The sequence below is a fragment of the Achromobacter pulmonis genome (genome assembly GCF_902859765.1).
GTDB lineage: Bacteria > Pseudomonadota > Gammaproteobacteria > Burkholderiales > Burkholderiaceae_B > Achromobacter > Achromobacter pulmonis.
Map to the genome: position 1 here is coordinate 73,121 of NZ_CADIJV010000016.1, position 25,383 is coordinate 98,503.

The following is a 25,383-nucleotide window of genomic DNA, read 5'->3' on the forward strand; positions in this document are numbered from 1 at the left end:
TCCGCGGCCGGCCAGCGCCGCGTCATGCCCCGGTTCGCGCCCGCGAATCCAGGCCGGCGCACAATTCCAGCAGGATCTCCGAAAAGCGCTCCTCGGCGGCCAGCGCCTGCTCGCGCCGGCGCCGGATCAGGTTGATCGGCGGCAGCGCCCAGCCGAAGTCCCAGGGCACCATGCCGAGCTTGCCGCGCTGGCACAACTCGCCCGCGATGTCCTCCGGAACCACCGACACCAGCGCGGGATTGGCGCTCAGCATGCCCTCGATCACATCGGTGGAATAGGCTTCCAGCACCGGCGCCGGCGAGCGCAGGCCGGCACGGATGAAATGCTCGACGATCAGTTGGCGCGTCGGCGTGTTGACTGCCGGCAGCACCCAGTCCATCTCCGCCAGCGCCGCCCAGTCCGGCCGGCGCCGCGCCAGCCGCTGCGCCAGCCGGCCATGCGCGATCAGACGCGGCTGCTGGCAGTACAGCACCTGGTGGCTCAGGTCGTCCTGCGCCACGGTCGACGTGGCCCGGCTGACGATGCAATCGAGCTCGTGGCGCCGCAGCATCGGCACCAGATGATCGGTGGTGGCCCGGTGCAAGGTCAGCGTGACGCCGTGGCGCTGGTGCAAGCGGCCGATGGCGTCGGTCAGCAGCGCGCTGGATACATACGGCACCACGCCCACATGCAAGTGCGCGGCGCGGCCATCGTGCAGCGCCTCGACTTCGCGCGCCCACAAGGCCAGGTCGCTGCGCATGCGGCGCGCGCGCACCAGCGCCAGCTCACCCAGCGCGGTCGGCTGCAGGCCGCGCCCGGTGCGCAGGAACAACGGCGCGCCGAAGATCGCCTCCAGCTCGGCCAGCGCCTTGGTCGCCGCTGGCTGGCTGATGCCCGTGGCCGCCGCCACCCGCGTCAGCGTGCCATGCCGGGCAATGTTCTCCAGCAGGACCAGATGGCGTTGCCGCAGGCGGTTGGCAAGGCGGGCGGCGTCCCAGGTCATGGCCGTTCTTCCTATAACTGTATGGTTATTGGATTATGCCAACAACGGCTACCGAAGTTATTTCAGGCTCCTATACTGCAACCGATCCCAACCCTTGCATCCCGGTCGTCCCATGTCCGCCTTCACCACCCGCCCGGAAATCCGCGGCACCTTCGGCGTTGTTTCGTCCACGCATTGGCTGGCCTCGCAAGTCGCCATGGGCGTGCTGGAGCGCGGCGGCAACGCCTTCGACGCCGCGGTGGCCGGCGGCTTCACGCTGCAGATCGTCGAGCCGCACCTGAACGGTCCGGGCGGCGAAGTGCCGATCCTGCTGTGGAGCGAGCAGGAAGGCCGCATGCGCGCGCTGTGCGGCCAGGGCCCGGCGCCGGCGCTGGCCACGCCGGCCTATTTCCGCGGCCTGGGCGTGGACCTGGTGCCCGGCATCGGCCTGCTGCCGGCCACCGTGCCCGGCGCGTTCGGCGCCTGGCTGACCCTGCTGCGCGACTACGGCACCTGGGAACTGTCCGACGTGCTGCGTCCGGCCATCGACTATGCCCGCAACGGCTTCCCGCTGGTGCCGCGTATTTCGCAGGCGATCCTGGCGGTGCAGGCGCTGTTCCGCGACGAATGGACCAGTTCGGCCGCGGTCTGGCTGCCCGACGGCAAGGTGCCCGCGCCCGGCGCGCTGCTGCGCACGCCAGCGATTGCCGCCACCTACACCCGCATCCTGGACGAGGCGCACGCGGCGGCGACCGATCGCGTCGGCCGCATCGACGCGGCGCTGGCCATCTGGTATCGCGGCTTCGTGGCCGACGCCATCGACAGCTACTACACCCATGAAGCGGTGCGCGACACCACCGGCCAGCGCAATCGCGGTCTGCTGCGCAAGGCCGACCTGGCCGACTGGCGCGCCCGCTACGACGATCCGGTCACGCTGCAATATGGCCGCTACACCGTGGCCAAGTGCGGCGTCTGGTCGCAAGGCCCGGTGCACCTGCAACAACTGGCGTTGCTGCGGCACCTGCAGATGGACACGCTGGACCCGGCCTCGCCACAGTTCGTGCACCGCGTGGCCGAAGCCGCCAAGCTGGCCTTCGCCGACCGCGCGGCATGGTACGGCGACCCGGATTTCGTCGACGTGCCATTGGCGGCCTTGCTGAGCGACGACTATGCCCGCGCGCGCGCCGCTGCCATCGGCCCACGCGCCGCCACCGCGCTGCAACCCGGCGCGCCGGCGGGCCGCGCGCCGCGCCTGCCCGACCTGGAAGCCGCCGCGCGCACGCTGGCCGCGTCCGACACCCGCTTCGGCGTGGGCGAACCGACTTTCGCGGCGCTGCCGCCCGTGGCCGAATGGGCCGCGCGCGAGATCTTCGTCGGCGACACCTGCCAGATCGACGTCATCGACCGCCACGGCAACATGGTCGCGGCCACGCCCTCCGGCGGCTGGCTCTCGTCCAGCCCGGTGGTGCCGACGCTCGGCTTTCCGCTGACCACGCGGCTGCAGATGACCTGGCTGGACGAGGGCGTGCCCGGCCAGCTGCAACCCGGCAAGCGGCCCTGCACCACGCTTTCGCCCGGCCTGGTGCTGCGCGACAGCCAGCCCTATATGGCCTTCGGCACACCCGGCGGCGACCAGCAGGACCAGTGGACCGTGGCCTTCTTCCTGCGCAACGCCATGGGCCTGAACCTGCAGGAAGCGATCGATGCGCCCTCCTGGCACATCGACCATTTCCCCGGCTCGTTCTGGCCGCGCGCGCTGACGCTGAACCGCCTGACCGTCGAGGGCCGCCTGCCCGACGCCACGCAGCAGGCGCTGCGCGAGGCCGGCCACGATGTGCGCGTCGGCCCCGACTGGTCGGAAGGCCGCATCAGCGCCTGCACCCGCGAGCCCGCGGCCGGCGGCGGCCTGCTGCTGCGCGCCGCCGCCAATCCGCGCGGCATGCAGGGCTACGCCGTGGGCCGATGAACCGATTTTCCATCCAGCCGGCGACCAGACCGGCCTTATCACACGGGGTACATACCATGAAGACCATCCGACGACTCTTGCGCGCCTGCGCCCTGACCCTGGCCTGCGCCGCGCCCGCGCTGGCCCATGCCGCCTGGCCCGAAAAGCCGATCACCCTGATCGTGCCATGGGCGGCCGGCGGCTCCACCGACATCCTGGCGCGCGTGCTGTCCGAAGGACTGACGCAATCGCTGGGCCAGCCGGTGATCGTGGAGAACCGCTCGGGCGCCTCCGGCAACATCGGCAGCACCTTCGTCGCGCGGGCCAAGCCCGACGGCTATACCCTGCTGGTCGGCTCGATGAGCACCCACACCATGAACCAGGCGCTCTACAGCAACATGCCGTTCGATGGCGTCAAGGACTTCACGCCGATCGCCGAACTGGCGCTGGTCACCAACACGCTGGTGGTGCATCCGTCGGTGCCGGCCAGCAACGTCAAGGAATTCATCGATTACCTCAAAGCCAACCCCGACAAGGTGGCCTATGCCTCGGCCGGCCAGGGCTCGACCAACCACCTGAGCGCCGTGCTGTTCGAGAAGGCGGCGGGCGTGAAGATGATGCACATCCCCTACCGCGGCGGCGCGCCCGCGGTGCTGGACACGGTGGCCGGCCGCACCCAGGTGCTGTTCAGCGCCGGCACGCAGACGCTGCCGCACGTGCAGAGCGGCAAGCTCAAGCTGCTGGCCGTCACCGAAGAAAAGCGTTCGCCGCTGCTGCCGGAAGTGCCGACCGTGGCCGAGACGCTGCCCGGCTACGAACTGGCGGTCTGGTACGGCGCCTTCGGCCCGGCCGGCATGCCGCCCGAACTGACCGCCCGCCTGAATCAGGAAATCAACAAGATCCTCAAGCGTCCCGAGGTCGTCAAGAAGATGGGCGACATGGGCGTGCTGCTGCTGGACACCACGCCGGAACAGTTCGGCCAGGTACTGGCGCGCGATGCCGACAAGTACGGCAAGCTGATCAAGGAACTGGGAATCACCGCGGAATGAGCGCCACGCCCGACTCCACCGACGTCGAGCGCCTCGCGCAGGCCTACGCCGAGGCCTCGGCCCCGGCCGCCTTCGCAGCGCTCGACGCGCAGGCCCGCGCCACGCTGGGACACACGCTGTGCACCATCAACCGCCACGACGCCGAACACATGCGGATGGTGCGGCTGTACAGCTCGAATCCCGGCGCCTATCCGCCCGGCGGCAGCAAGGACAAGCACGGCACCGCCTGGGGTCGCCATGTGCTGCTCGAACGCAAGGTCTTCATCGGCGAAGGCGTCGACGCGATCCGTGAATTCTTCGACGATCACGACGCCATTCAGGCGCTCGGCCTGCAATCGGTGATCAACGTGCCGGTGGTGTTCGACGGCGCCTGCCTGGGCACCGTGAACTTCCTGATGGCGCGCACCGCGCTGGCGCCGGCCGACGTCGATGCCGCCCGCCTGGCGGGCGTGCTGGCCCTGCCGGCCTTCCTGGCGCTGACACCGGCCGCTTGAGCAACGGGCGCGCCACCGCGCGCCCGGTCTCAGATCAGCGCGCGGCGGATGCGCGCCGACGCCATGTCGATCACGACCACGAAGCCGACGATGATGATCATCACCGCGCAGGTCTCGGCATAGCGGAAGCTGCGGATGATCTCCCACAGCACGGTGCCGATGCCGCCGGCGCCGACAATGCCCACCACCGAGGCCGAACGCACGTTCGACTCGAAGCGGTACAGCGAATACGAGATCCACAGCGGCAGCACCTGCGGGATCACGCCATAGACGATCTCCTCGAGCGCATTGGCGCCCGTGGCGCGCACGCCCTCGACCGGACGCGAATCGATGGCCTCGACCGCCTCCGAAAACAGCTTGGCGAGCACCCCGGTGGTATGCACCCACAACGCCAGCACCCCAGCGAAGGGCCCCAGGCCCACCGCCACGATGAACAGCATCGCGAACACCATTTCATTGATGGCGCGGCAGGCGTCCATCAGGCGCCGCATCGGCTGGTAGACCCAGGCCGGCACCATGTTCGACGAACACAGCAGCCCCAGCGGCACCGCCAACACGATCGCCAGGAAGGTGCCCCACACGGCGATCTGCACCGTCACGATCATCTCGTCCAGGTACATGCGCCAGTCGCGGAAATTCGGCGGGAAGAAATCCGCGGCGAATTGCGCCATGTTGCCCGAGTCCCGCAGCAGGTCCAGCGGCCGCATGTCGGCGCCGCGCCAGGACAGCACCAGCAGCGCCAGCACGAACGCCCAGACGAGCAGGACCGGCAGCGACGAACGCGGCGCGGCGGGAGAACGGGAAGCAGACACGGCCAGGGACATGGAAATTCCGGAATAGAGAAAGCGGATGGTCGCGCGCCGGCGGTAGGCGCCGGCGCGCAGCGGCGTCGTTACGGCTTGGCGGTGGGCTGGCCCAGGCTGGCCAGCTTGGCATCCAGCTCGGCCAGTTGCTTCTGCTTTTCGGCCTGGCCGATGGTGGCGTCGGCCTCGACCTTGGCCTTCTCGCGCGCCAGCTCGATCTGGCGGATCGGCACAAGCTGTTGATTGTCCGAGGCGCGGAAACCCTGGTAGGTCAGCGCCTTCAGGTTGGCCATTTCGCGCGCGGCGTCCTTGCCCTTGCCGTAGTTGACGAAGAAGTCGCGGATCTTGGCCTTCATGTCGGCCGGCAGGTCGCTGCGCATGACCAGCGGATCGGCCGGAATCAACGGCGACTTCCACAGGACGCGCACGCTGTCGTTGGCATCCTTGCCGGTGCTCAGGCGATAGCGCTCCAGCGCCTCGGTGTTGTTGACGGCCACATCGACCTGCTTGTTGATCACCGACAGCAGGTTGGTCTCGTGGTTGCTGACGCGCACCGCCTTGAAGAAGGTCTTGGGCTCGATCTTGTTGGCGGCCCACAGGTAGTAGCCCGGCACCGCGGTGCCCGAGGTCGAGTTGGGATCGCCGGCGCCATAAGTCAGCTGGCCGCGACGCTTGAGCACGTCGTCCAGGGTCTTGAGATCGCTGTCCTTGTTGACGATCAGCAACGACCAGTAGCCCGGGTTGCCGTCCTTGTCGATCACCGAGGCGAACACTTCACCCTTGGCGCGGTCGACGGCCTCGATGGCCGACTTGTTGCCGTACCAGGCCAACTGCACCTTATTGAAGCGCATGCCCTCGATGATGCCGGCGTAGTCCGAAGCGAAGAACGGCTTGACCGGCACGCCGAGAGCGCGGCTCAGGTCATCGATGACCGGCTGCCAGACCGATTTCAGGTTGGTCGACGATTCCGTCGAGATGATGCCGAAGTTCAGCGGCTTGGCCTCTTGCGCATGGACTTGCGTGGACAGGGCGGCAGCGGTGATCAGGGCAAAGAAAGTTCTGCGTAGCATGGAAAGCTCCGGGTAGGGAACAGGCAGGGTCAGGCCGCGTAGGCCTGTTGGGAAAGCGGCGCCAGGGCCGGCACGGGTTGGGCTTGCGGCGCGTATTCGGGCAGCAGCTCGCTCAATTCCGAGCCGTAGAGATCGCGCAACATGGCGGGGGTCAACGCAGCCGAGGGGCCGTCGTAGACCACCTTGCCGTGGCGCAGCGCCACCACCCGCGGGCAGTAGCGCAGGGCCACCTCGACCTGGTGCAGCGACACCACCACCGCCACCTTGCGGCTGCGGTTGATCTGCGCCAGCGTGTCCATCACGCGGCGCGACGATTCGGGATCGAGCGAAGCGATGGGCTCGTCGGCCAGGATCACGCGGGCGTTCTGCACCAGCGTGCGGGCGATCGCGGCGCGCTGCTGCTGACCGCCGGACAGCGTCGAAGCACGCTGAAATGCATAGTCGTCTATACCAACCTGGGCAAGCGCGTCGAGCCCCTGGCGCACTTCGGCGCGCAGGAACACGCGCGTCAGGCTGCGCCACACCGGCACGCGCGGCAGCAGGCCGGTCAACACATTGGTGATCACCGGCAGGCGACCCACCAGATTGAACTGCTGGAACACGAAGCCGATGCCGGCGCGCGCGGCGCGCACATTGCGCGACAGACGCCCATGGCGCTGGATCAACTGGCCATTGACAGTGACGCTGCCCTGGCCCGCGTCGCCCGCCACGAAACCGGCCAGGTGGCGCAGCAGCGTCGACTTGCCGGAACCCGAGGCGCCCAGCAGCGCGACCATCTCGCCGTCCGCCACGCGCAGATCGACGTTGTCCAGCGCCAGCGCGCCGGGGTGGAAGGACTTGCTCAGCCCCTGAACTTCGATGGCGTAGGTCATCGTTGAATCCCCTTGGTTTGATTCATTCGCGCATTCTGTTTTCGCGGCATGACAGCGCGATGACCCGGGAATCGAATCATTTGGCGGAAAATCGGGGCCAAGGCAACCGACTGAAAGACCTCTGTCATACAAGGCCGCGCCGCGGCCGCGCGCGGCGGGTATAGTCAAACCACCCTCCTTTCCGACAGGCGGTCATCATGCTCAACGGTTCCTGCCTTTGCGGCCGTGTGGCCTACCACATCACCGGCCCGCTCACCGACGCGCTCAATTGCCATTGCGCCATGTGCCGCAAATCGCACGGCGCCGCGTTCCGCAGCCGCGCCACCGTGCAGGCCGGGGACTTCGCCTGGACCAAGGGCGAAAACCACGTCACCTGGTACTGCTCCTCGCCCGGCACCTACCGTGGCTTCTGCGAAGCCTGCGGCACGCCGCTGCTCAGCCGCTTCGACCAGACGCCCGACATCTACGGCCTGCCGCTGGGCGCGCTGGACGACGATCCCGGCATCAAACCGGCCGCGCACTGCCACGTGGCGAGCAAGGCGCCGTGGTTCGACATCACAGATTCCCTGCCGCAATACCCCGAGGCCTGCGAAGACGCCGGGACGGCATTGCCGCACGCGGTCACTTGAGACGGTTACATAAAAATTCAACCAGATCGTTGAATGCGGCTTGTCGGAAAGGCTATATTCAACCTTATGGTTGAATCACTGCCTCCCCCGTCCCTCGATGCCGTATTTCGAGCGCTGGCCGATCCCACGCGCCGCGACATGCTGCACTGCCTGGCCGGCGGAGACCGGACCATCGGTGAACTGGCCGCGCCCCTGCGCATGAGTTTCGCCGGCGCCTCCAAGCATGTGCAGGCGCTGGAACGGGCCGGCCTGCTGCGGCGCACCGTCAAGGGCCGCAGCCACGTGTGCAGCCTGAACCCGGCCCCGATGGCCGAGGCCATGCAATGGCTGCGCTTCTATGAACATTTCTGGTCGGGCCGGCTGGACGCGCTCGAAGCCGCGCTGGCCGCCCATGCGCCCCGGCCGGATTCCCAGGAGATCCCCCATGAGTGATTACGGTGTCGTCACCAGCCCCACGTCCCTTTGCTTCACCCGCATCCTGCCCGGCGGGGTGGAACGGGTCTGGGCCTTCCTGACCGAGTCCGACAAGCGTGGCCTATGGCTGGCCAGCGGCGACATGGAGCTGCGCGAGGGCGGCGGCGTGACGCTGCGCTTCGTGCATGCCGATCTCTCCTCGGTGCCCGAACCGGCCCCCGAGCCGTACAAACCGTATGAAAACGGCGTCACCACGCACGGCGTCATCACCCGCTGCGAACCGCCGCGGCTACTGGCGTTCACCTGGGGCGGCTCGCACGGCGAACCGTCCGAAGTCACCTTTGAACTGTCCCCCGAAGGTAACGACACGCGGCTGGTGCTGACCCACCGCAAACTGGCCTCGCGCGCCGACATGATCGACGTGGCCGGCGGCTGGCACACCCACCTGGAGGTGCTGGCGGCGCGCCTGGCCGGCCGTGCGCCCGGCCCATTCTGGTCGGCGCTGCTGCGTTGGGAAGCCGACTACCAGGCGCGCATCCCGGCGTGATCGCGGCGCCACCCGGGCGAAGCCCGGCGGCCGCGGCCGGATCGCGCGCGGCGCAGTCGCCCAGCAGCAACTATCACGCCGTCCCGGAGCATAAAAACTGGCTAATCATCGCGCTTTGCAGTAACATAAGTGCGTGATTTTTCCGCAAAAACCGGGCTTCGTTCCCAACATCGAGTGCCAACCCACGGTGGCAGTCTGAATACCTCCCCGCAGTGGTGGGTCATGTCGGACTTACGCCCGGCATGCCTGTGGCACGGCAACCGGTTTTCTTGGGTGAACCCTGCCCCCGCCCCGCGGCGCATTGCGCGTTGCCCGGCATCGCAGCAGACACTCCAACCGCTTCTTCCGGCAACGCGCCACAAGCGCCGCCCCGCGACCAAGCTGCGCTTCGCGCACACAGCCCTCGCGGCGCGAGTATCCGTCATTTCAGACATCCACTCGGGATGCCATGGCCCATACCCGCGCCTGCCCGGACGTTTTACGTTCAACCGCAGGACCTGGCTAACAGAGTCCGACGCGCCCGCTGCCCCAGGCGGCGTGCCATGCCCACGGCATGGCGGCGCGTATTGATCAAGGAGTAGAGAATGGCTAAAGAAGAACTCATCGAACTGGACGGCATCGTTGACGAAGTGCTGCCCGATAGCCGCTACCGCGTCACCCTGGACAACGGCATCGAAGTGGGCGCCTACGCCTCCGGCCGCATCCGCAAGCACCGCATCCGCATCCTGGCCGGCGACCGCGTCACCCTGGAAATGTCCCCGTACGACCTGACCAAGGGCCGCATCAACTTCCGCCACAAGGACGAACGCGGCCCGGCCCCGAGCCGTCCCCAGCATCACCGCCGCTGATCGGCGCGGCCGGCGCTCGCAGGCCTGCCGCCTCCCGGCGGCCAGGGCGCGGCCTTAAAACCGCCCGCGCCTTGCCGTAGTAATGCGCAAGACCCCGGTTCGTGAAAGAATGGCGCTCCGCCCGGCGCCAGGCCCGGCGGCAACGCATGGCGCAGCAAGATGGATCTGAAACAGGAATTGAAAGAAGCGGCTGACCAGCTCTCCCTGACGCGAAGACGTTTCGCCAAGGGGGAAGAAGGCCTGCGCCTGCTGCGCCAATCGCGCGAAGCCTTCATCCACAGCCTGCGCAACACCGGCCTGACCTACGCCGAAGCCAAGACCAAGTACGACAACTGCCTGGACGACCAGGAAGTGCAGTTGCACGACATGATGGAACAGATGCGCTACGCCGAGCGCATGCATCAGTACATCCTGCACCGCATCGCCATGCAGCAGGCGCAGGAAACGGCCGCGCCGCAGGCGGCGACCGCCTGAAGACGGTCGCGTCCGGCCTCAGGGCTTGAAGGCGCCGATGAAAATGGCGGGATCGACCCGCGCATCATTCAAACTGACATTCCAGTGCAGATGTGGCCCGGTGGCGCGCCCCGTGGCCCCGACCCTGCCCACCACGCCGCCGCGCGGCACCGTGTCGCCCACCTTCACGTCGATCGCCGACATGTGGCAGAACATGCTCACGAAGCCCTGGCCATGGTCCAGGAAGACGGTCTTGCCGTTGAAGAAGTAGTCACCCACCAACGACACCACTCCCGCGGCCGGCGCCTTGATCGGCGTGCCGGCCGGCACCGCGAAATCCAGGCCCGAGTGCGGATTGCGCTCTTCGCCGTTGAAAAAACGCCGCAACCCAAAGGGGCTGGATAGACGGCCGCCCTTGACGGGCCGGTCCAGCAGCAGGTTGCTGGGCGTGACGCCGGCGCGATAGGCGCGGTAGGCGGCGCTCTGCTCGGCCATTTCGCGCTCGATGCGCCGCATGTCATCGGGATTCGGATTGACCTGGCGCGGGTTCTTCAGGGTGATGTGCTGCGCCACGTAATCCTTGGCCCCCACCGTGAAAGGCAGCTGGCGCGCGCCGGCGGCATCGCGCAGCGTGATTTCCTGCGGGCCGGGCTTGACCGCCAGCGGAATACCCACCACGGCGATCCATTGCCGGCCCGCTTCGCGCACCACCAACACGCGGCGATCGCGGTAGCTCGCTTCGGGCGCGATCGCGGCATCGCCCAGGGACAGCACCGCGACGCCTCCCGGCACCGGCGCATCGAGCTTGCGGCTGATGAAGCCGCCCGACGGCGCGGGCGGCGCCTGCCTGGCGCGGACCGGCAGGGCCAGACCCACGGCCGCCGCGGCCAGGCCCAGCCGCAGCATGTCCCGACGCGCCGGCATCACGGTTGCAGGCAGAGGTTGGCGGGCTCGATCAGGCTCTGATCACGGCGGGCGATGCGGGTCGACAGACGGGCCTCGGTCTTGCCTTTCCAGGTCGTCGTGGTCAGCACCGCTTCGACCCCCAGGCTGTCGCTCTGGATCAGTTCGAAGCCATTGCGCACCGCCTTGCGCTCGAAATTCACGTCCATGCCCTTCCAGGCCGCGGCCACGCAATTGGTGTAGTCCTCGGCCGTGCGCTGGGTCGAACCATAGAACACCGGATCGCGCTGCCGGACGTCTTTGACGTTGGCGCAGGCCGACACGGCGAGCAGGACAGCGGTAAGGGACAAGGCGGTGCGGACCTTCATATCGGGACTCTCAAGCGATGGATGGAAAGCAGCGGCCAACTATACCGCAGCGTCCGAGGACGGCTGCGGGCGGCGCGCGGACTTGGGGCGGAAGGCGGCGATGACCTCGGGACGGGTCTCGGCGTAGGGGCCGCCGATCAGGTCAATGCAATAGGGCACGGCGGCGAAAATGCCCGGCACCTGCACCGCGCCGTCGTCGGCCCGCAGGCCTTCGAGGGTCTCGCGGATCGCCTTGGGCTGGCCCGGCAGGTTGATGATCAGGGCGGCGTGGGCAGGCCGTTCGCGGATCACGGCGACCTGGCGCGACAGAATCGCGGTGGGCACGAAGCGCAGGCTGATCTGGCGCATCTGCTCGCCAAAACCCGGCATTTCCTTGGTGCCGACCGCCAGCGTGGCCTCGGGCGTGACGTCGCGCCGCGCCGGGCCGGTGCCGCCCGTGGTCAGCACCAGATCGCAGCCACAGGTGTCGACCAGTTCGATGAGCGTCTCGGAAATGCGCGGCGCCTCGTCGGGAATCAGGCGCTCGACCGCCTGCCAGGGCGAGGCCAGGGCCGCGCCCAGCCACTCGCGCAGGGCGGGCAGCCCCTGGTCCTGATAGCTGCCGGCCGAGGCGCGGTCGGAGATCGACACCAGGCCGATGATCAGTTCGTCGGGGTGGCGGCGGGCGATGCGGGTAGGGGCGGTCATGGGCGGTTGGGCGTAAAGGCAATGGGAACAGAGCGGGGGCCGGCCGGTGGCGGGTCTGCGGGACCGGCCGCCAGACAAGGATGCTATCGCATTCTCCGCCGGCCGGGCCCCGCGCAGGCCGGCGCCGCCGGCGCACACCGAGAAAAGTGCCGGGAGCAACCAGGGACGGGTCACAAATCTGTAATAATCTGGGCTCGCCGGAACCTCCCCCCGCCTCCCAATGTCCTCCCTCTTTCACGGCCTAGATTTCTGGGTCGGCCTCAGCCTCGTCCTGGCCCTGACATTCGTCCTGGCCTTCGAATTCATCAATGGTTTCCACGATACGGCCAACGCGGTCGCCACGGTGATCTACACCAAGGCCATGCCGCCCCACCTGGCGGTCGTGCTGTCCGGTATCTTCAACTTCCTCGGCGTGCTGCTGGGCGGCGTGGGCGTGGCCTACGCCATCGTCCACTTGCTGCCGGTGGAACTGCTGATCAACGTCGACACCGGGCGCGGTCTGGCGATGGTGTTCGCCATGCTGGCCGCGGCCATCGCCTGGAACCTGGGCACCTGGTACTTCGGCATCCCGGCCTCCAGCTCGCACACGCTGATCGGCTCGATTCTGGGCGTGGGCCTGGCCAACGCGCTGATCACCGACCTGCCGCTGGCCGACGGCGTGAACTGGGGCAAGGCGATCGACATCGGCGCCTCGCTGGTGGTGTCGCCGGTGGCCGGCTTCCTGGTGGCGGGCGCGTTGCTGCTGGCGCTCAAGCGCTGGCTGCCGCTGTCCAAGATGCACAAGACGCCCGAACAGCGCCGCGCCATCGACAACAAGAAGCACCCGCCGTTCTGGAACCGCCTGGTGCTGGTGCTGTCGGCCATGGGCGTGAGCTTCGTGCACGGCTCGAACGACGGCCAGAAAGGCATCGGCCTGATCATGCTGGTGCTGATCGGCATCGTGCCGGCCAACTTCGTGCTCGACACCAACAGCACCACCTACCAGATCGAGCGCACGCGCGATGCCGCCACCCACCTGAGCGCGTTCTATCTGCGCAACGAAGCCATGCTGGGCGACTTCCCGGCGCTCAAGCGCGCCGGTTCGGCCTCGGACCTGCCGCGCAATTTCCGCTGCGATCCGGAACTGACGCTGCCCACCATCGACGCCTTGCAGGCCGACCTGCGCGGCGTCAGCAACTACGCTGACCTGTCGGCCGCCAAGCGCATCGACGTGCGCCGCTACCTGCTGTGCCTGGACGACACCGCCAAGAAGGCGGCGCGCATCGAAGGCCTGCCGGCGCGCGAGCGCACCGACCTGCAACGCCTGCGCGCCGACCTGACCGCCACCACCGAATACGCGCCCTTCTGGGTGATCGTGGCCGTGGCGCTGGCGCTGGGCGCCGGCACCATGGTCGGCTGGCGCCGCGTGGTGCTGACGGTGGGCGAGAAAATCGGCAAGCAGGGCATGACCTACGCGCAAGGCATGTCGGCGCAATTGACGGCAGTCGGCGCCATCGGCCTGGCCAACGTTTTCAGCCTGCCGGTGTCCACCACCCACGTGCTGTCGTCCGGCGTGGCCGGCACCATGATCGCCAACAAGAGCGGCCTGCAGGGCGGCACGGTGCGAAATATCCTGCTGGCCTGGATCCTGACCCTGCCGGCCTCGATGCTGCTGGCGGCCGGCCTGTTCTGGGTCGGCGTGCAGATCGCCGGCTGACGCGCCCACCGGCCGCGCAGCGCATCTGCCCGGCCGGCGCAACACAGTGGCTACCGCGCCGGGCTATCTCCGGCGCGGGCGCGCTTCTACCATGGCGCCATGGCTACCTCTTCCCCCATCCTGCATTACCTCTACGATCCGCTCTGCGGCTGGTGCTACGGCGCCGCGCCGCTGGTGGAGGCCGCCCGCGGCATCGACGGCCTGGCCATTGCGTTGCACGGCGGCGGCATGATGACCGGCGCCAACCGCCAACCGGTCACCGAGGCCTTGCGCCGCTACGTCGTGCCGCACGATGAACGCATCGCCGGCCTGACCGGCCAGGCGTTCGGCCCGGATTATTTCGACGGGCTGCTGCGCGACAGCGGCGCGGTGTTCGATTCGGCTCCGCCCACCACCGCCATCCTGGCCGCGCAGGCGCTGGACGGCCGCGGCCTGGACCTGCTGCAACGGCTGCAACGCGCCCACTACGTGGAAGGCCGGCGCATCGCCGACCCGGCCGAACTGCGGCGCCAGGCCGGGCAGATCGGGCTGGACGGCGCAGCCTTCCAGTCCGCCTACGCCGCGGCCGAAGGCGCGGCCACCGAACGCCACATTGCCGAGAGCCGCGCCCTGCTCAGGCAGGTGCGCGGCTCGGGCTTTCCGACGCTGGCGCTGGAACGCGATGGCGCCTGTGAGCTGCTGGAACCGGCCCGCTTCCTGGGCCGCCCGTCGCAATGGCAGGCGGACCTGCGCGCACGCCTGGCGTGATCAGCCTTGCCCGATGCCGCCGTCGCGCGGCAATGCGCGGTGCATCGCCGGACGCGCCGCCAACCGTTCGGCATCGGCTGAGAACACCGGATGCCCGTCCGCCGCGACAGGCCCGCGCCCTATTCCTCGGCGCCCAGCGCGCGCAACTGCGCCTTCAGGCGGCGCACTTCCTGGCTCAGGTCCAGGATCAGCGCCACGGCGTCCAGGCCCGCCCCGAAGTCACGCTCCAGGCGGCGGGCGTGCAGCGCGCGCTGCAGGTCGACGCTGTAGAAGCGCCATTCGGCCGGACGCGGACCGCGGGCGTCGACGATGCCGACCTCCACCAGTTGCGCGACCCATTCGACCTCGGCGCAGCAGGCGCGGGCCAGGTCGTCGGCGCTGAGCGGCTGTGACTTGTCCACCACGGTGGCGCTGCTGATGACGATTTTTTTCATGCTCAGACCCCCAGGTGGCGGCGCGGGTTGAACGGCAGTTCCTGCTGCAGCTTGCGGTAGGCCTCCTTGGCCGCCTCGCTGTCGGCCGGCGGCAACGCCAGATCCAGCACCAGGTACAGGTCGCCAGGCGGATCGCCCGGAATGCCGCGGCCGCGCAGCCGCAACTTGCGGCCATTGCCCGACCCCGCCGGCACCGAGACCTCGACCGTGCCGCCGGGCGTGGGCGCATTGACCTTGGCGCCCAGCGCCGCTTCCCAGGGCGCCACCGGCAGCGTCATGTACAGGTCGCGGCCTTCGACACGGTAGCGGGGGTGGGGCTTGAAGCGCACCTCCAGGTACAGGTCGCCGTTCTCGCCGCCGCCATAGCCCGGCATGCCCTGCCCGGACAGGCGGATGAACTGGCCTTCGCGCACCCCCGGCGGGATGCGCACGCTGAGCGTGCGGGTCTGCATCTGCGGGCGCCCCTGCTCGTCGAGCTTCATGGCGCGCAGGCTGATGTCGCGGGTCGCGCCTTGCAGCGCGTCTTCCAGGTCGACCTCGATGGCCGCGTGGTGATCGTCGCCACGGGCGCGAAACGCCTGTTCATGGCCCCGCCCCGCGCCGCGCTGGCCGCGGCCGCCGAACAGCGACGAGAAGAACTCGCTGAACTGGGCCTCTTCGCCCGACGCGGGGCCGCGATGGAACTCGAAGCCCTCGTCCCATCCCGGCGGCGGCTGGAAGCCCCCGCCCGGTGACACGCCGGCGGCAAGGTTGTCGTAGGCCTCGCGCTTTTCCTTGTCGCGCAGCACGTCGTAGGCTTCGTTGACATCGCGCATGCGCGCCTCGGCGTCGCTTTCCTTGCTGACGTCGGGGTGGTATTTGCGGGCGAGCTTGCGGTAGGAGCGGCGAATTTCGTCTTCGGTGGCGCCGCGCTCCACACCAAGAATGCTGTAGTAGTCCTTGAACTCCATTTTCCAGCCCATGGTAAGGGTTGCAGCCAAAGGCGGCTCGCGCCGGATTCGGCCCTGATTGGAAAGAAGATAGGGGTTACGGGGCGATTTTTCAATGCGTTTCGTCAGTCAGGCCGCTTCGCGCATAATGAGCGGTCGCATCGCCCGCCGCCGGGCGGGGCGAGCCATCGCCAACGAACAGGAACCGATCGTGCTGGAAATCATCGACGTCGACTTCAACAACCCGGAACACGGCCAGCAGGTCATGGCCATGCTCAACGAGTATGCCAGCGGCCCCATGGGCGGCAACACGCCCCTGCCCGAGTACGCGCAGCGCAACCTGATCGCGGAACTGGCGAAACGGCCGACGGCGCGCGCGCTGCTGGCGCGGGTCGATGGCGCGGCCGCCGGTGTGGCCATCTATATCGAGGGCTTCTCGACCTTCGCCTGTCGGCCGCTGTTGAACCTGCACGACCTGGCCGTCTCGCCGCGCTTCCAGGGCCAGGGCGTGGGCAAGCAGTTGCTGGCCGCGCTGGAAGATCGCGCCCAACGCCTGGGCTGCTGCAAGATCACGCTGGAAGTGCTGGAAGGCAATCAGGTGGCCCAGAGCCTGTACCGCAAGCTGGGCTACGAAGGCTACTCGCTGGACGAAGCGACCGGCCGCGCCATGTTCTGGCAGAAGAAACTGGCCGCCTGACCCCCGCATCCGCATTACCACGGCGCCCGTGAGCGCGCCGCCACCAGGAAATCCACCATGAAGATGAGCAACATCCCCTTCGGCACCACCGACTGGTCCGAGGTCGAACCCACCGAGCACCCCGGCGATACCGGCATGGCCTACTGGCGCACCCGCCAGTTCGGCGACCTGCGCGTGCGCATGGTCGAATACACGCCGGGCTACCTGGCGGATCACTGGTGCAGCAAGGGCCACATCCTGTTGTGCCTGGAAGGCGAGCTGCACACCGAGCTGGAAGACGGCCGTACCTTCGTGCTGACGCCCGGCATGAGCTACCAGGTGGCCGACCAGGCTGAGCCGCACCGCTCGTCCACAGCCGTCGGCGCCAAGCTGTTCATCGTCGACTGACGCGCGGGCGCGACACGCTGAATTTCAGTTGCGTTACGCTTTGCGCTGCGCCGCCTCGCGCGGCCACTATTCAACCGCCTGACCGGAGATGCACTTGGGCGCCCCGTTTACGCTGTACGTCGATTCCCAGTTCCTGAGCCCCTATGCCCTGTCGGTCTATGTGGCGCTGGCCGAGAAAAAGCTGCCGTTCGAGGTGCGCCTGATCGACCTCGAGGCCGGCGAACAGCGCATGCAGCCGTACCAGTGCCGCGCCCTGACCGCGCGCGTGCCGGCGCTGACCCACGGCGACTTCAACCTGACCGAATCGACCGCCATCGCGGAATACCTGGAAGACCTGTATCCGGCGCCGGCCTGTACCGCGCTGTATCCGGCCCAGCCGCGTGAACGTGCCCGCGCCCGCCAGTTGCAGGCCTGGCTGCGCAGCGACCTGGCCGCCCTGCGTCAGGAACGTCCGACCGAGGGGGTGTTCCATGGTGAAGCCGGCCAGCCGCTGTCGGACGCCGGCCATGCGGCCGCGGCCAAACTGATCCAGGTGGCCAGCGCGCTGATCGGCGCCGGCCAGGCCAGCCTGTTCGACGCCTGGAGCATCGCCGATCTGGACCTGGCGGTGGCGCTGCGGCGCCTGTGGCAGGACGAACTGCCCGAGTCCCTGCGCGCCTATGTCGAAATCCAGTGGCAACGGCCCTCGGTCCGGCAGTGGCTGGACCACAACGCCGCCGCCCGCGCCTAGCCCGGCCACCACGGAGAACGCCATGCAATTGCTGGATCACGTCTCCATCAGCGTCGCCGGGCTCGACAGCGCCCGGCCGTTCTACGACGCCGTCATGGCCACCCTGGGCGCGGTCAAGGTCTACGACCAGACCGACGCGCTGGGCTACGGCGAGCGCTGCCGCCCCGGCGACGCCGGCCACACCTACCTGAGCGTGCAGGCCGACCCCGCCGCCTCGCCCACGCCGCCGGCACGCCGCCATTGGTGCTTCAAGGCCGCCAGCCGCGCTGCGGTGGACGCCTTCCATGCCGCCGGTCTGGCCCACGGCGGGCGCGACGCGGGGCCCCCGGGGCCGCGTCCGCAGTACCATCCGCATTACTACGCCGCTTTCCTGTCGGACCCGTCGGGCAACCGCATCGAAGCCGTCTGCCACGACGCGCCATGAGGCCCGGCGCGGCGCTGCAATCAAGAAGGGACAGATAGTTCCGGGCATTTGACTTGCATCAACCGTCCCCATGTTGCGATGCAACATCCATTCAGGTGTAATGGGGGGGTCAAGTCAGCTGGTTCCACTTGAGGAACCGGGCCGGCAGCCCCCGCTGCCGGGAGCTACCTACAGGAGATCGCCATGGCCGGATCCGGCAACGATCGCGTTTCGGCACCGTCCTTCAACCCCTGGACGGCCGCCTATGAATATGCCGTGGACGCGTGGCAGCGCGGCGTGCTGTACGCAGACGTCATGCGCCAACGCGGCAACCAGTACCACGAACACATGGCCAAGCGGGCCCCCAACGTGCTCAGCATGGAGTACGAACTGGTGCTGGACGGCCGCGAGCTGCCGCGCCCGGTCAATTACGGCCTGCTGCGCATCAAGCCGCCCGAGGGCGTGGTGGTGGACCCGATCAAGCGCCCCTTCCTGGTGGTCGACCCGCGCGCCGGACACGGCCCCGGCATCGGCGGCTTCAAGCCCGAGAGCGAGATCGGCGTGGCGGTGCGCGCCGGCCACCCCTGCTATTTCGCCACCTTCCTGCCCCAACCCGTGCCGACCCAGACCGTCGAAGACGTGATGAAGGCCGAGGCCCATTTCCTGGAAACCATCATCGCGCGCCACCCGGACGCCGAAGGCAAGCCAGTGGTGGTGGCCAATTGCCAGGCCGGCTGGCAGATCATGATGACCGCCGCCGTGCGTCCCGAGCTGTTCGGCCCCATCATCATCGCCGGCGCGCCGCTTTCCTACTGGGCCGGCTGGCGCGGCATGAACCCGATGCGCTACGCTGGCGGCCTGCTCGGCGGCAGCTGGCTCACCGCCCTGACCAGCGACCTGGGCAACGGCAAGTTCGACGGCGCCTGGCTGGTGCAGAACTTCGAGAACCTCAACCCCGCCAACACGCTCTGGTCCAAGCAATACAACCTGTATTCCAAAGTTGACACCGAAGCCGGCCGCTATCTGAGCTTCGAGAAATGGTGGGGCGGCCACGTGTTCCTGAACGGGCCGGAAATCCAGTACATCGTCGACAACCTGTTCGTCGGCAACCGCCTCTCGACTGCCGGGCTGGTGACCTCCGACGGCATCCGCATCGACCTGCGCAACATTCGCTCGCCGATCGTGGTGTTCTGCTCCAAGGGCGACAACATCACCCCGCCGCCGCAGGCGCTGGGCTGGATCCCCGACCTGTACCAGGACGATGCCGAAGTGCTGGCGCACGACCAGACCATCGTCTATGCCGTGCACGAAAGCATCGGCCACCTGGGCATCTTCGTGTCAGGCAGCGTGGCGCGCAAGGAGCACCAGGAATTCACCTCCAACATCGACATGATCGATGTGCTGCCGCCGGGCATCTACCAGGCCGAGATCACCGACAAGACCCCCGACACGCCCAACGCCGATCTGGCCTACGGCAACTACGTGCTGTCGTTCGAGCAGCGCAACATGGACGACGTGCGCGCCATCGTCGAGCGCAAGGAAGATGACGACCTGCGCTTTGCCGCCGTGGCCCGCATCTCCGACATCAACCTGGGCATGTACCGCAGCTTCCTGCAGCCGTGGCTGCGCGCCCTGGTGACGCCGCAATCGGCCGAGTGGAGCCAGCGCCTGCATCCCCTGCGCCTGCCGTATGAACTGGTGTCCGACCGCAATCCGCTGATCGCCCCGATCGCCCAGGTCGCCGAGCGGGTGCGCGAGCACCGCCAGCCGGTGGCGCCCGACAATCCGTTCCTGCAGGCCCAGGAGATGATGTCCAAGCTGATCGAGACCAGCCTGAACATCTTCCAGGAACTGCGCGACTCGGCCGATGAGCGCACGTTCATGAACGTGTATGGCTCGCCACTGGTCCAGGACATGGCCGGCCTGGGAGCCAAGGAAGGGCCGCCGCGCCGCCACCCGGGCGTCTCGCCGGAACACCGCCGCTTCATGCAAGAACGAGCCGCCGAGTTGCGATCGCTGCTGCAGGAAGGCGGCCTGCGCGTGGCCGCCATCCGCATGCTGCTGTACGTGGCCGGCGCCGAGGGTGGCCTGGACGAGCGCAGCTTCGCGCTGATCCGCAAGATGCGGGCCGAAGCGGGCAACGCCATGACCTTGCAGGAATTCAAGGACATCACCCGCGACCAGGCCATGATGATGCGGCTCGATTCGGCCGCCGTGCTCAAGACCATGCCGCATTTGCTGGAAGACGCCACGCCGGCCGCCATCCGCGAGGCGCTGGCCATGATGAAGCACGTGCTGGAAGCCGCCGAGCCCCTGAGTCCGGCCGCCCGCGCCAGCCTGGCCGAGATGGAACAGATCTTCGAGACCGCCGCGCGCCGCGCGCAGCAGCAAGCGCCAGCGCCGCGCGCGCGCAAGGCGGTGCGGGCCGCGACCGCCCGTATCGAGCCGCCCGCCGACGCCAAGCCCGCCCCCGCCCGGAAGCAGGCCGCCGCCCGCAAAAAGGCTGCCGCCCCCGCCACGCGCGTCCGCAAACCCGCCACCGCCAAGGCCAAACCAGAATGAGCCTGCCCCCCTCGACACACTACGACAAGCTCATCGCGCGCGCCCAGACCCTGGCGCCCACCCCCTGCGCCATCGCTCATCCCTGCGACGAACCGTCGCTGTCGGCCGCGCTCGAAGCGCGCGACCTCGGGCTGCTGCACCCCATCCTGGTGGGGCCGGAACACAAGATCCGCGACACCGCCGCGCAATACCGGCTCCACCTGGGCGACGCCCGCATCGTCGATGCCCCGCACAGCCACGCCGCGGCCGAATGCGCGGTCGCGCTGGTGCGCGGCGGCGAGGCCGCGCTGCTGATGAAAGGCAGCCTGCACACCGACGAGCTGATGCACGAGGTGGTGGCGCGCGCCACCGGCCTGCGCAGCGGCCGGCGCATCAGCCATGTCTTCATCATGGAAGTGCCGACCTACCCCGAGCCGCTGTTCATCACCGACGCGGCCATCAACATCTTCCCGGACCTGGAAACCAAGGCCGACATCATCCGCAACGTCATCGACCTGCACCACGGCCTGGGCCTGGGCGAACCGCGCGTGGCGATCCTGTCGGCGGTGGAACAGGTCACGCCCAACATCCCCAGCACCATCGAGGCCGCCGCGCTGTGCAAGATGGCCGACCGTGGCCAGATTGTCGGCGGCGTACTCGACGGCCCGCTGGCGCTGGACAACGCCATCAGCCCCGACGCCGCCCGCATCAAGGGCATCCGTTCGCTGGTGGCGGGCGTGGCCCAGGTGCTGGTGGTGCCCGACCTGGAAGCCGGCAATATGCTGGCCAAGAACCTGACGTTTCTGGCCAATGCCGAGGCCGCCGGCATCGTGCTGGGCGCGCGCGTGCCGATCATCCTGACCAGCCGCGCCGACAGCCCGCGCTCGCGCCTGGCCTCGTGCGCGGTGGCGGCGATCTACGCGAACCACCTGGCCACGCAGCAGGCGCGTCCGCTGGCCTGAAGCGGCGGGCCCGGCTTGGATCGACACCCCCGCGCACGCGGCGCGGAGCGATCCATCCCGGCCCCGCCTTGTCCGTTCGTTGCAACCGGAGGCGATCGCCCCATGTCCGACACCATCCTCGTCATCAACGCCGGCAGTTCCAGCATCAAGTTCTACCTGTACGACATCGACGACAAGCAGGCGCTGGCGCCGCGGCTGGGCGGCCAGCTCGAAGGCATCGGCACCAGTCATCCGCGCCTGCGGGTGCGCGACGCGGCCGGCCACACGCTGGTGGAACGCGACATTGCGCCCAGCCACGCGCCCGACGTACCCAACGGCCAGGAGGTGGTCGGCACCTGGCTCAGCGGCCACCTGGGCGGGGCGCCGCTGGCGGTGGGCCACCGCGTGGTGCACGGCGGCCCCGACCTGGCCGAGCCGGTACTGATCGACGACGCCATCCTCGCCAGGCTCGACACCCTCACGCCGCTGGCGCCGCTGCATCAGCCCAACAACCTGGCGCCGATCCGCGTGATCCGCGAGCGGCGCCCCTGGATCCCGCAGGTGGCCTGTTTCGACACCGCCTTCCACCGCAGCCATTCCGACGTCGCCGACCGCTACGCGCTGCCCGAATCGCTCTACCAGCAAGGCGTGCGCCGCTACGGCTTCCATGGGCTGTCGTACGAGTACATCGCGCAGCGGCTGCGCCAGGCGCTGCCCGAGATCGCCATGGGCAGGATCATCGCCGCGCACCTGGGCTCGGGCGTATCCGCCTGCGCCATGCACCAGGGCAAAAGCGTCGATAGCACCATGGGCTTCACCGCCCTCGAAGGCCTGCCGATGGGCACGCGTCCGGGCCGCCTGGATGCGGGCGTGGTGCTGTGGATGATGGAGCAGGGCATGTCGCACGACGAGATCGAGCATATGCTGTATTACGACTGCGGCATGAAGGGACTGTCCGGCATCAGTAACGACATGCGCGAACTGCTGGCCAGCGACGCGCCGTCGGCCAAGCTGGCGCTGAAGTACTTCGCCTGGCGTGTGGCCGAAGGCATGATCGGGCTGGGCTGCGCCATGAATGGCATCGACGGCATTGTCTTCACCGCCGGCGTCGGCGAGAACTCGGCCGAGATCCGCCAGGCCATCAGCGAACACTGGGGCTGGCTCGGCATCAAGCTCGACCCGGAACGCAACGCGCGTCACGGGCCGCGCATTTCCAGCGACGACAGCCGCATCGGCGTATACGTGGTGCGCACCAACGAAGAGCTGATCATCGCCCAGCACACCCTGGCCCTGGTGCAACAGCGATGAACGCGCCGCTTCCCCTCGCCGGCAAGCGCGGCCTGGTCACCGGCATCGCCAACGCCGACTCCATCGCCTGGGGCTGCGCCAAGGCGTTCCGTGCCCTGGGCGCGGAACTGGCGGTGACCTACCTGAACGACAAGGCGCGCCCGCACGTCGAGCCGCTGGCGCGCCAGGTCGACGCGCCGCTGCTGCTGCCGCTGGACCTGCTGCGCGAGGGCGAACTGGAGGCCGTGTTCGAGCGCATCACCCGCGAATGGGGCGGCCTGGACTTCGTGCTGCACTCCATCGCCTACGCCCCGCGCGAAGACCTGCACGGCCGCGTCACCGACTGCTCGCGCGACGGCTTCCTCACGGCCATGGACGTGTCGTGCTGGTCGTTCATTCGCATGGCCAAACTGGCCGAGCCGCTGATGCCGGCCGGCGGCACCTTGTTCTGCATGAGCTACTACGGCTCGCAGATGGTGGTCGAGCACTACAACATGATGGGCCCGGTGAAGGCCGCGCTGGAATCGGCCACCCGCTACCTGGCGGCCGAGCTTGGCCCGCAGGGCATCCGCGTGCACGCCATTTCACCCGGGCCGCTCAAGACCCGCGCCGCCTCGGGCATCGCCGAGTTCGATGCGTTGCTCGACCGCGCCCAAGCCAAGGCGCCAGCCCGCAGCCTGGTGTCGATCGACGACGTCGGCGAGGCCACCGCCTGGCTTGCCACCGATGCCGCCCGCCGCATGACCGGCCAGACGCTGTACATCGACGGCGGTTATCACATCATCGATTGAAGGCGCGTCAGGCCAGCGTTGCCGGCGCCGGCCCCTGGCGCCAGCGCTCGATGGCCTCGACCGCCTGTTCGGGCGTGGGGAAGATCTTGTCGCGGCCGATGCGCTCGGCCAGGCCGGAGCGCTCCAGCGCCAGGCGGAACTGACCGTGGCCGCCGGCCACCAGCAGCACCATATCGCGGTCGCGCAGTTCGCGCCGCAATTCATACAGCGCCTCGATCGCGTCGGCATCGGCCTGCGTCATGGCCTCGGCGTCGAGCACGAACCAGGTGGCGTCGCCGGCCTGCTCGATGACCTCGCGCGCGCGGCGGCGGAACGCATCGGCATTGAAGAACCACACCGAGGATTCGAACAGCCAGATCACCGTGCCCGGCACCGGTTGGGCCTGCGGGTTCAGGTGCATCTTGCCCAGCACCGATTCGCCCGGCAGACGGCCCAGCAAGGCGTCGCGCGGATTGCCCGAGACGTACATGGCGTACAGCAGCGTGGCGCCCACCGACACCGCCACGCCCTGCAGCACGCCGAAGCCCACCACCCCCACCGCCGCCAGGATGCCGAACGCCAGTTCGATGCGCGAGATGCGCGCCAGCCGCATGAAGGCCTGGCCATCGAACAGGCTGGCGGCCGCCAGCAGCAGGATGGCCGATAACACCGCCTGCGGCAGCCAATAGAGCGGCGCGCTCAGCAGGCCCACCACTACCGCCAGCGCCAGCGCCGCGCTCACGCCCACCAGCGGCGACGACCCGCCGGCGGCCAGGCCCACCGCCGTGCGTGAATCGGCGCCTGTCACCACAAACCCCTGGAACAATCCCGCCGCCACGTTGGCCGCGCCGAAACCGACCAGCTCGCGGTTCGGATCGACATGCTCGCCGGTGCGCGCGGCGAAGCTGCGCGCGGTCACGATGCCGCTGGAAAAACTCACCACCAGCACCCCCGCCGCGCCCAGCAGGAGGTCGTCCACGCCCTCCAGCCGCACCGGCAGTCGCAGGGCCGGCAGTCCGGCCGGCACTTCGCCCACCACGGCGATGCCGAGACGGGGAAAATCGAACAGCCACGACAGCAGACAGGCCCCCACCACCAGCATGATCGGTCCGGGCCAGGTCGGCCGCCAACGCTTGATGGCGACCAACAGCAGGCACGACGCGATCCCCAGGCACAGGGTCGGTATGCGGATCTCGGACACGCGCCGCGTCAGTTCCAGGAACGGATGCACCAGACCGCTGTTGCGCAGCCCCACCCCGGTCAGGCCGCTCAATTGCGAGATCGCCAATGTCACCGCCACGCCCGCCATGTAGCCGATCAGCACCGGCCGCGACAGCAGGTTCGCCAGCACGCCCAGGCGCAGCAGCCGCGCGATCAGGCATCCCACGCCCACCGTCAGCGCGATGCCGGTCGCGGCCATCAGGCGCTCCTCGGGCGAGGTCAGCGCCATGCTGGTCAGGGTTGCCGCGATCAGCGTGCAGGTGGCGGTGTCCGGCCCCACGATCAACGTGCGCGAGGAACCGAACAGCGCATAGCCCAACATGCCGGCGATCGCCGCCCACAGGCCCGCCACCGGCGGGACGCCCATCATCGCCGCGTACGCCAGCCCCACCGGCAACGCCACCGCGGCCACGCTCAGGCCTGCGGCGATGTCGCGGCCGGCGGACTGCCGGGTCATGCCCCGCAGATTGTTCAGGCCAGGAAGAAAGCGTAGGTTCATGGGACTGCGGGACAGGCGAAATAGGACCGAAGAACCGCAGAGCGCGGGCGAGCGCCAA

28 protein-coding genes are annotated in these 25,383 nt (G+C 68.7%); 18 read left to right on the forward strand and 10 right to left on the reverse strand.

The features are described from left to right. Window positions 1-22 precede the first annotated feature (22 nt). Window positions 23-982 carry a LysR family transcriptional regulator gene (locus HV701_RS15085; protein ID WP_175133839.1) on the reverse strand — a complete coding sequence of 320 codons (960 nt, stop codon included), beginning with the start codon at window positions 980-982 and terminating at the stop codon, window positions 23-25. 112 nt (window positions 983-1,094) lie between these two features. Here HV701_RS15085 and HV701_RS15090 point away from each other — a divergent pair, with 112 nt between their 5' ends. The 3 genes from HV701_RS15090 to HV701_RS15100 are packed head-to-tail and all read left to right on the forward strand — an operon-like array spanning window position 1,095 to window position 4,449. Further along, on the forward strand, window positions 1,095-2,927 hold the full coding sequence (locus HV701_RS15090) for a gamma-glutamyltransferase family protein (protein ID WP_175133841.1): 1,833 nt from the start codon (window positions 1,095-1,097) through the stop codon (window positions 2,925-2,927). A 56-nt stretch (window positions 2,928-2,983) separates the two neighbouring features. Next, window positions 2,984-3,955 (forward strand): Bug family tripartite tricarboxylate transporter substrate binding protein, encoded by a 972-nt coding sequence (locus HV701_RS15095; RefSeq protein WP_175133843.1) that lies wholly within the window; start codon window positions 2,984-2,986, stop codon window positions 3,953-3,955. After that, window positions 3,952-4,449 carry a GAF domain-containing protein gene (locus tag HV701_RS15100; RefSeq protein WP_175133845.1) on the forward strand — a complete coding sequence of 166 codons (498 nt, stop codon included), beginning with the start codon at window positions 3,952-3,954 and terminating at the stop codon, window positions 4,447-4,449. Before HV701_RS15095 ends, HV701_RS15100 begins: the two co-directional genes overlap by 4 nt. Window positions 4,450-4,478: 29 nt before the next feature. On the opposite strand, the gene phnE is transcribed toward HV701_RS15100, so the two are convergent. From phnE to phnC, 3 genes are all read right to left on the reverse strand, one after another. Then, window positions 4,479-5,273 (reverse strand): phosphonate ABC transporter, permease protein PhnE, encoded by a 795-nt coding sequence (phnE, locus tag HV701_RS15105; protein WP_175133847.1) that lies wholly within the window; start codon window positions 5,271-5,273, stop codon window positions 4,479-4,481. A gap of 68 nt (window positions 5,274-5,341) precedes the next feature. Then, the gene (phnD, locus tag HV701_RS15110; RefSeq protein ID WP_175133849.1) at window positions 5,342-6,322 is read right to left on the reverse strand and encodes a phosphonate ABC transporter substrate-binding protein; all 981 of its coding nucleotides are present in this window, start codon (window positions 6,320-6,322) and stop codon (window positions 5,342-5,344) included. Between the two features lie 29 nt (window positions 6,323-6,351). Next, window positions 6,352-7,194, reverse strand: a complete 843-nt coding sequence (gene phnC, locus HV701_RS15115; protein ID WP_175133851.1) for a phosphonate ABC transporter ATP-binding protein — start codon at window positions 7,192-7,194, stop codon at window positions 6,352-6,354. Window positions 7,195-7,391: 197 nt separating this feature from the next. On the opposite strand from phnC, the gene HV701_RS15120 reads away from it, so the two are divergent. The 5 genes from HV701_RS15120 to HV701_RS15140 all read left to right on the forward strand — a co-directional run bounded on the left by HV701_RS15120 (window position 7,392) and on the right by HV701_RS15140 (window position 10,106). Further along, entirely contained in the window at window positions 7,392-7,823 is a 432-nt protein-coding gene (locus tag HV701_RS15120; RefSeq protein ID WP_175133853.1) for a GFA family protein, read from the forward strand. Window positions 7,824-7,889: 66 nt separating this feature from the next. Then, window positions 7,890-8,255: an ArsR/SmtB family transcription factor gene (locus tag HV701_RS15125; RefSeq protein WP_175133855.1), complete on the forward strand. Its 366-nt coding sequence runs from the start codon at window positions 7,890-7,892 to the stop codon at window positions 8,253-8,255. Then, entirely contained in the window at window positions 8,248-8,784 is a 537-nt protein-coding gene (locus HV701_RS15130) for an SRPBCC family protein (protein ID WP_175133857.1), read from the forward strand. Before HV701_RS15125 ends, HV701_RS15130 begins: the two co-directional genes overlap by 8 nt. A gap of 584 nt (window positions 8,785-9,368) precedes the next feature. Continuing rightward, a complete protein-coding gene (infA, locus tag HV701_RS15135; protein WP_175133858.1) occupies window positions 9,369-9,632 on the forward strand; it encodes a translation initiation factor IF-1 in 264 nt (87 codons plus the stop codon). A 159-nt stretch (window positions 9,633-9,791) separates the two neighbouring features. Next, window positions 9,792-10,106, forward strand: a complete 315-nt coding sequence (locus HV701_RS15140) for a hypothetical protein (RefSeq protein ID WP_175133859.1) — start codon at window positions 9,792-9,794, stop codon at window positions 10,104-10,106. Between the two features lie 18 nt (window positions 10,107-10,124). On the opposite strand, the gene HV701_RS15145 is transcribed toward HV701_RS15140, so the two are convergent. From HV701_RS15145 to mog, 3 genes are read right to left on the reverse strand one after another with little or no spacing between them, the layout of a single operon-like run. Continuing rightward, entirely contained in the window at window positions 10,125-10,976 is an 852-nt protein-coding gene (locus HV701_RS15145; RefSeq protein ID WP_419761646.1) for a peptidoglycan DD-metalloendopeptidase family protein, read from the reverse strand. Between the two features lie 32 nt (window positions 10,977-11,008). Then, window positions 11,009-11,356 (reverse strand): hypothetical protein, encoded by a 348-nt coding sequence (locus HV701_RS15150; protein ID WP_175133860.1) that lies wholly within the window; start codon window positions 11,354-11,356, stop codon window positions 11,009-11,011. A 39-nt stretch (window positions 11,357-11,395) separates the two neighbouring features. Continuing rightward, window positions 11,396-12,043, reverse strand: coding sequence for a molybdopterin adenylyltransferase (gene mog / locus HV701_RS15155; protein WP_175133861.1), 648 nt, complete (start codon window positions 12,041-12,043; stop codon window positions 11,396-11,398). A gap of 220 nt (window positions 12,044-12,263) precedes the next feature. On the opposite strand from mog, the gene HV701_RS15160 reads away from it, so the two are divergent. Further along, on the forward strand, window positions 12,264-13,739 hold the full coding sequence (locus HV701_RS15160; RefSeq protein WP_175133862.1) for an inorganic phosphate transporter: 1,476 nt from the start codon (window positions 12,264-12,266) through the stop codon (window positions 13,737-13,739). Window positions 13,740-13,838: 99 nt separating this feature from the next. Next, window positions 13,839-14,486: a DsbA family protein gene (locus HV701_RS15165; RefSeq protein ID WP_175133863.1), complete on the forward strand. Its 648-nt coding sequence runs from the start codon at window positions 13,839-13,841 to the stop codon at window positions 14,484-14,486. Between the two features lie 119 nt (window positions 14,487-14,605). Here HV701_RS15165 and HV701_RS15170 read toward each other — a convergent pair whose 3' ends face one another. Next, on the reverse strand, window positions 14,606-14,920 hold the full coding sequence (locus HV701_RS15170; RefSeq protein ID WP_175133864.1) for a chaperone modulator CbpM: 315 nt from the start codon (window positions 14,918-14,920) through the stop codon (window positions 14,606-14,608). Window positions 14,921-14,922: 2 nt separating this feature from the next. Beyond that, window positions 14,923-15,870, reverse strand: a complete 948-nt coding sequence (locus HV701_RS15175) for a DnaJ C-terminal domain-containing protein (RefSeq protein ID WP_175133883.1) — start codon at window positions 15,868-15,870, stop codon at window positions 14,923-14,925. 190 nt (window positions 15,871-16,060) lie between these two features. Between HV701_RS15175 and HV701_RS15180 the strand changes: the two genes are divergently transcribed. The 8 genes from HV701_RS15180 to fabI all read left to right on the forward strand — a co-directional run bounded on the left by HV701_RS15180 (window position 16,061) and on the right by fabI (window position 23,626). After that, window positions 16,061-16,546 (forward strand): GNAT family N-acetyltransferase, encoded by a 486-nt coding sequence (locus HV701_RS15180; protein WP_175133884.1) that lies wholly within the window; start codon window positions 16,061-16,063, stop codon window positions 16,544-16,546. A 57-nt stretch (window positions 16,547-16,603) separates the two neighbouring features. Beyond that, a complete protein-coding gene (locus tag HV701_RS15185) occupies window positions 16,604-16,933 on the forward strand; it encodes a DHCW motif cupin fold protein (RefSeq protein WP_175133865.1) in 330 nt (109 codons plus the stop codon). Between the two features lie 94 nt (window positions 16,934-17,027). Further along, complete coding sequence (gene yfcF / locus HV701_RS15190; protein WP_175133866.1) at window positions 17,028-17,663, forward strand: glutathione transferase; 636 nt, start codon at window positions 17,028-17,030, stop codon at window positions 17,661-17,663. Window positions 17,664-17,685: 22 nt separating this feature from the next. Further along, window positions 17,686-18,087 carry a VOC family protein gene (locus tag HV701_RS15195; RefSeq protein ID WP_175133867.1) on the forward strand — a complete coding sequence of 134 codons (402 nt, stop codon included), beginning with the start codon at window positions 17,686-17,688 and terminating at the stop codon, window positions 18,085-18,087. Between the two features lie 183 nt (window positions 18,088-18,270). Next, on the forward strand, window positions 18,271-20,628 hold the full coding sequence (locus tag HV701_RS15200; RefSeq protein ID WP_175133868.1) for a DUF3141 domain-containing protein: 2,358 nt from the start codon (window positions 18,271-18,273) through the stop codon (window positions 20,626-20,628). After that, on the forward strand, window positions 20,625-21,569 hold the full coding sequence (locus tag HV701_RS15205; protein ID WP_175133869.1) for a phosphate acetyltransferase: 945 nt from the start codon (window positions 20,625-20,627) through the stop codon (window positions 21,567-21,569). Before HV701_RS15200 ends, HV701_RS15205 begins: the two co-directional genes overlap by 4 nt. A gap of 102 nt (window positions 21,570-21,671) precedes the next feature. Further along, window positions 21,672-22,856, forward strand: coding sequence for an acetate/propionate family kinase (locus HV701_RS15210; protein ID WP_175133870.1), 1,185 nt, complete (start codon window positions 21,672-21,674; stop codon window positions 22,854-22,856). Beyond that, complete coding sequence (gene fabI / locus HV701_RS15215) at window positions 22,853-23,626, forward strand: enoyl-ACP reductase FabI (protein ID WP_175133871.1); 774 nt, start codon at window positions 22,853-22,855, stop codon at window positions 23,624-23,626. Before HV701_RS15210 ends, fabI begins: the two co-directional genes overlap by 4 nt. A gap of 7 nt (window positions 23,627-23,633) precedes the next feature. On the opposite strand, the gene HV701_RS15220 is transcribed toward fabI, so the two are convergent. Next, the gene (locus HV701_RS15220) at window positions 23,634-25,325 is read right to left on the reverse strand and encodes a SulP family inorganic anion transporter (RefSeq protein ID WP_175133872.1); all 1,692 of its coding nucleotides are present in this window, start codon (window positions 25,323-25,325) and stop codon (window positions 23,634-23,636) included. Between the last annotated feature and the right edge of the window lie 58 nt (window positions 25,326-25,383).

What these genes read in the sequence shown, in the direction of transcription:
- HV701_RS15220 (WP_175133872.1), bottom strand. Translation starts at nt 25,325, where the DNA reads ATGAACCTACGCTTTCTTCCTGGCCTGAACAATCTGCGGGGCATGACC.
- HV701_RS15120 (WP_175133853.1), top strand. Translation starts at nt 7,392, where the DNA reads ATGCTCAACGGTTCCTGCCTTTGCGGCCGTGTGGCCTACCACATCACC.
- HV701_RS15185 (WP_175133865.1), top strand. Translation starts at nt 16,604, where the DNA reads ATGAAGATGAGCAACATCCCCTTCGGCACCACCGACTGGTCCGAGGTC.
- phnD (WP_175133849.1), bottom strand. Translation starts at nt 6,322, where the DNA reads ATGCTACGCAGAACTTTCTTTGCCCTGATCACCGCTGCCGCCCTGTCC.
- HV701_RS15095 (WP_175133843.1), top strand. Translation starts at nt 2,984, where the DNA reads ATGAAGACCATCCGACGACTCTTGCGCGCCTGCGCCCTGACCCTGGCC.
- HV701_RS15090 (WP_175133841.1), top strand. Translation starts at nt 1,095, where the DNA reads ATGTCCGCCTTCACCACCCGCCCGGAAATCCGCGGCACCTTCGGCGTT.
- HV701_RS15100 (WP_175133845.1), top strand. Translation starts at nt 3,952, where the DNA reads ATGAGCGCCACGCCCGACTCCACCGACGTCGAGCGCCTCGCGCAGGCC.
- mog (WP_175133861.1), bottom strand. Translation starts at nt 12,043, where the DNA reads ATGACCGCCCCTACCCGCATCGCCCGCCGCCACCCCGACGAACTGATC.
- HV701_RS15175 (WP_175133883.1), bottom strand. Translation starts at nt 15,870, where the DNA reads ATGGAGTTCAAGGACTACTACAGCATTCTTGGTGTGGAGCGCGGCGCC.
- fabI (WP_175133871.1), top strand. Translation starts at nt 22,853, where the DNA reads ATGAACGCGCCGCTTCCCCTCGCCGGCAAGCGCGGCCTGGTCACCGGC.
- HV701_RS15160 (WP_175133862.1), top strand. Translation starts at nt 12,264, where the DNA reads ATGTCCTCCCTCTTTCACGGCCTAGATTTCTGGGTCGGCCTCAGCCTC.
- HV701_RS15140 (WP_175133859.1), top strand. Translation starts at nt 9,792, where the DNA reads ATGGATCTGAAACAGGAATTGAAAGAAGCGGCTGACCAGCTCTCCCTG.
- phnE (WP_175133847.1), bottom strand. Translation starts at nt 5,273, where the DNA reads ATGTCCCTGGCCGTGTCTGCTTCCCGTTCTCCCGCCGCGCCGCGTTCG.
- phnC (WP_175133851.1), bottom strand. Translation starts at nt 7,194, where the DNA reads ATGACCTACGCCATCGAAGTTCAGGGGCTGAGCAAGTCCTTCCACCCC.
- HV701_RS15125 (WP_175133855.1), top strand. Translation starts at nt 7,890, where the DNA reads ATGGTTGAATCACTGCCTCCCCCGTCCCTCGATGCCGTATTTCGAGCG.
- HV701_RS15165 (WP_175133863.1), top strand. Translation starts at nt 13,839, where the DNA reads ATGGCTACCTCTTCCCCCATCCTGCATTACCTCTACGATCCGCTCTGC.
- infA (WP_175133858.1), top strand. Translation starts at nt 9,369, where the DNA reads ATGGCTAAAGAAGAACTCATCGAACTGGACGGCATCGTTGACGAAGTG.
- HV701_RS15205 (WP_175133869.1), top strand. Translation starts at nt 20,625, where the DNA reads ATGAGCCTGCCCCCCTCGACACACTACGACAAGCTCATCGCGCGCGCC.
- HV701_RS15085 (WP_175133839.1), bottom strand. Translation starts at nt 982, where the DNA reads ATGACCTGGGACGCCGCCCGCCTTGCCAACCGCCTGCGGCAACGCCAT.
- HV701_RS15210 (WP_175133870.1), top strand. Translation starts at nt 21,672, where the DNA reads ATGTCCGACACCATCCTCGTCATCAACGCCGGCAGTTCCAGCATCAAG.
- HV701_RS15170 (WP_175133864.1), bottom strand. Translation starts at nt 14,920, where the DNA reads ATGAAAAAAATCGTCATCAGCAGCGCCACCGTGGTGGACAAGTCACAG.
- HV701_RS15150 (WP_175133860.1), bottom strand. Translation starts at nt 11,356, where the DNA reads ATGAAGGTCCGCACCGCCTTGTCCCTTACCGCTGTCCTGCTCGCCGTG.
- HV701_RS15200 (WP_175133868.1), top strand. Translation starts at nt 18,271, where the DNA reads ATGGCCGGATCCGGCAACGATCGCGTTTCGGCACCGTCCTTCAACCCC.
- HV701_RS15195 (WP_175133867.1), top strand. Translation starts at nt 17,686, where the DNA reads ATGCAATTGCTGGATCACGTCTCCATCAGCGTCGCCGGGCTCGACAGC.
- HV701_RS15130 (WP_175133857.1), top strand. Translation starts at nt 8,248, where the DNA reads ATGAGTGATTACGGTGTCGTCACCAGCCCCACGTCCCTTTGCTTCACC.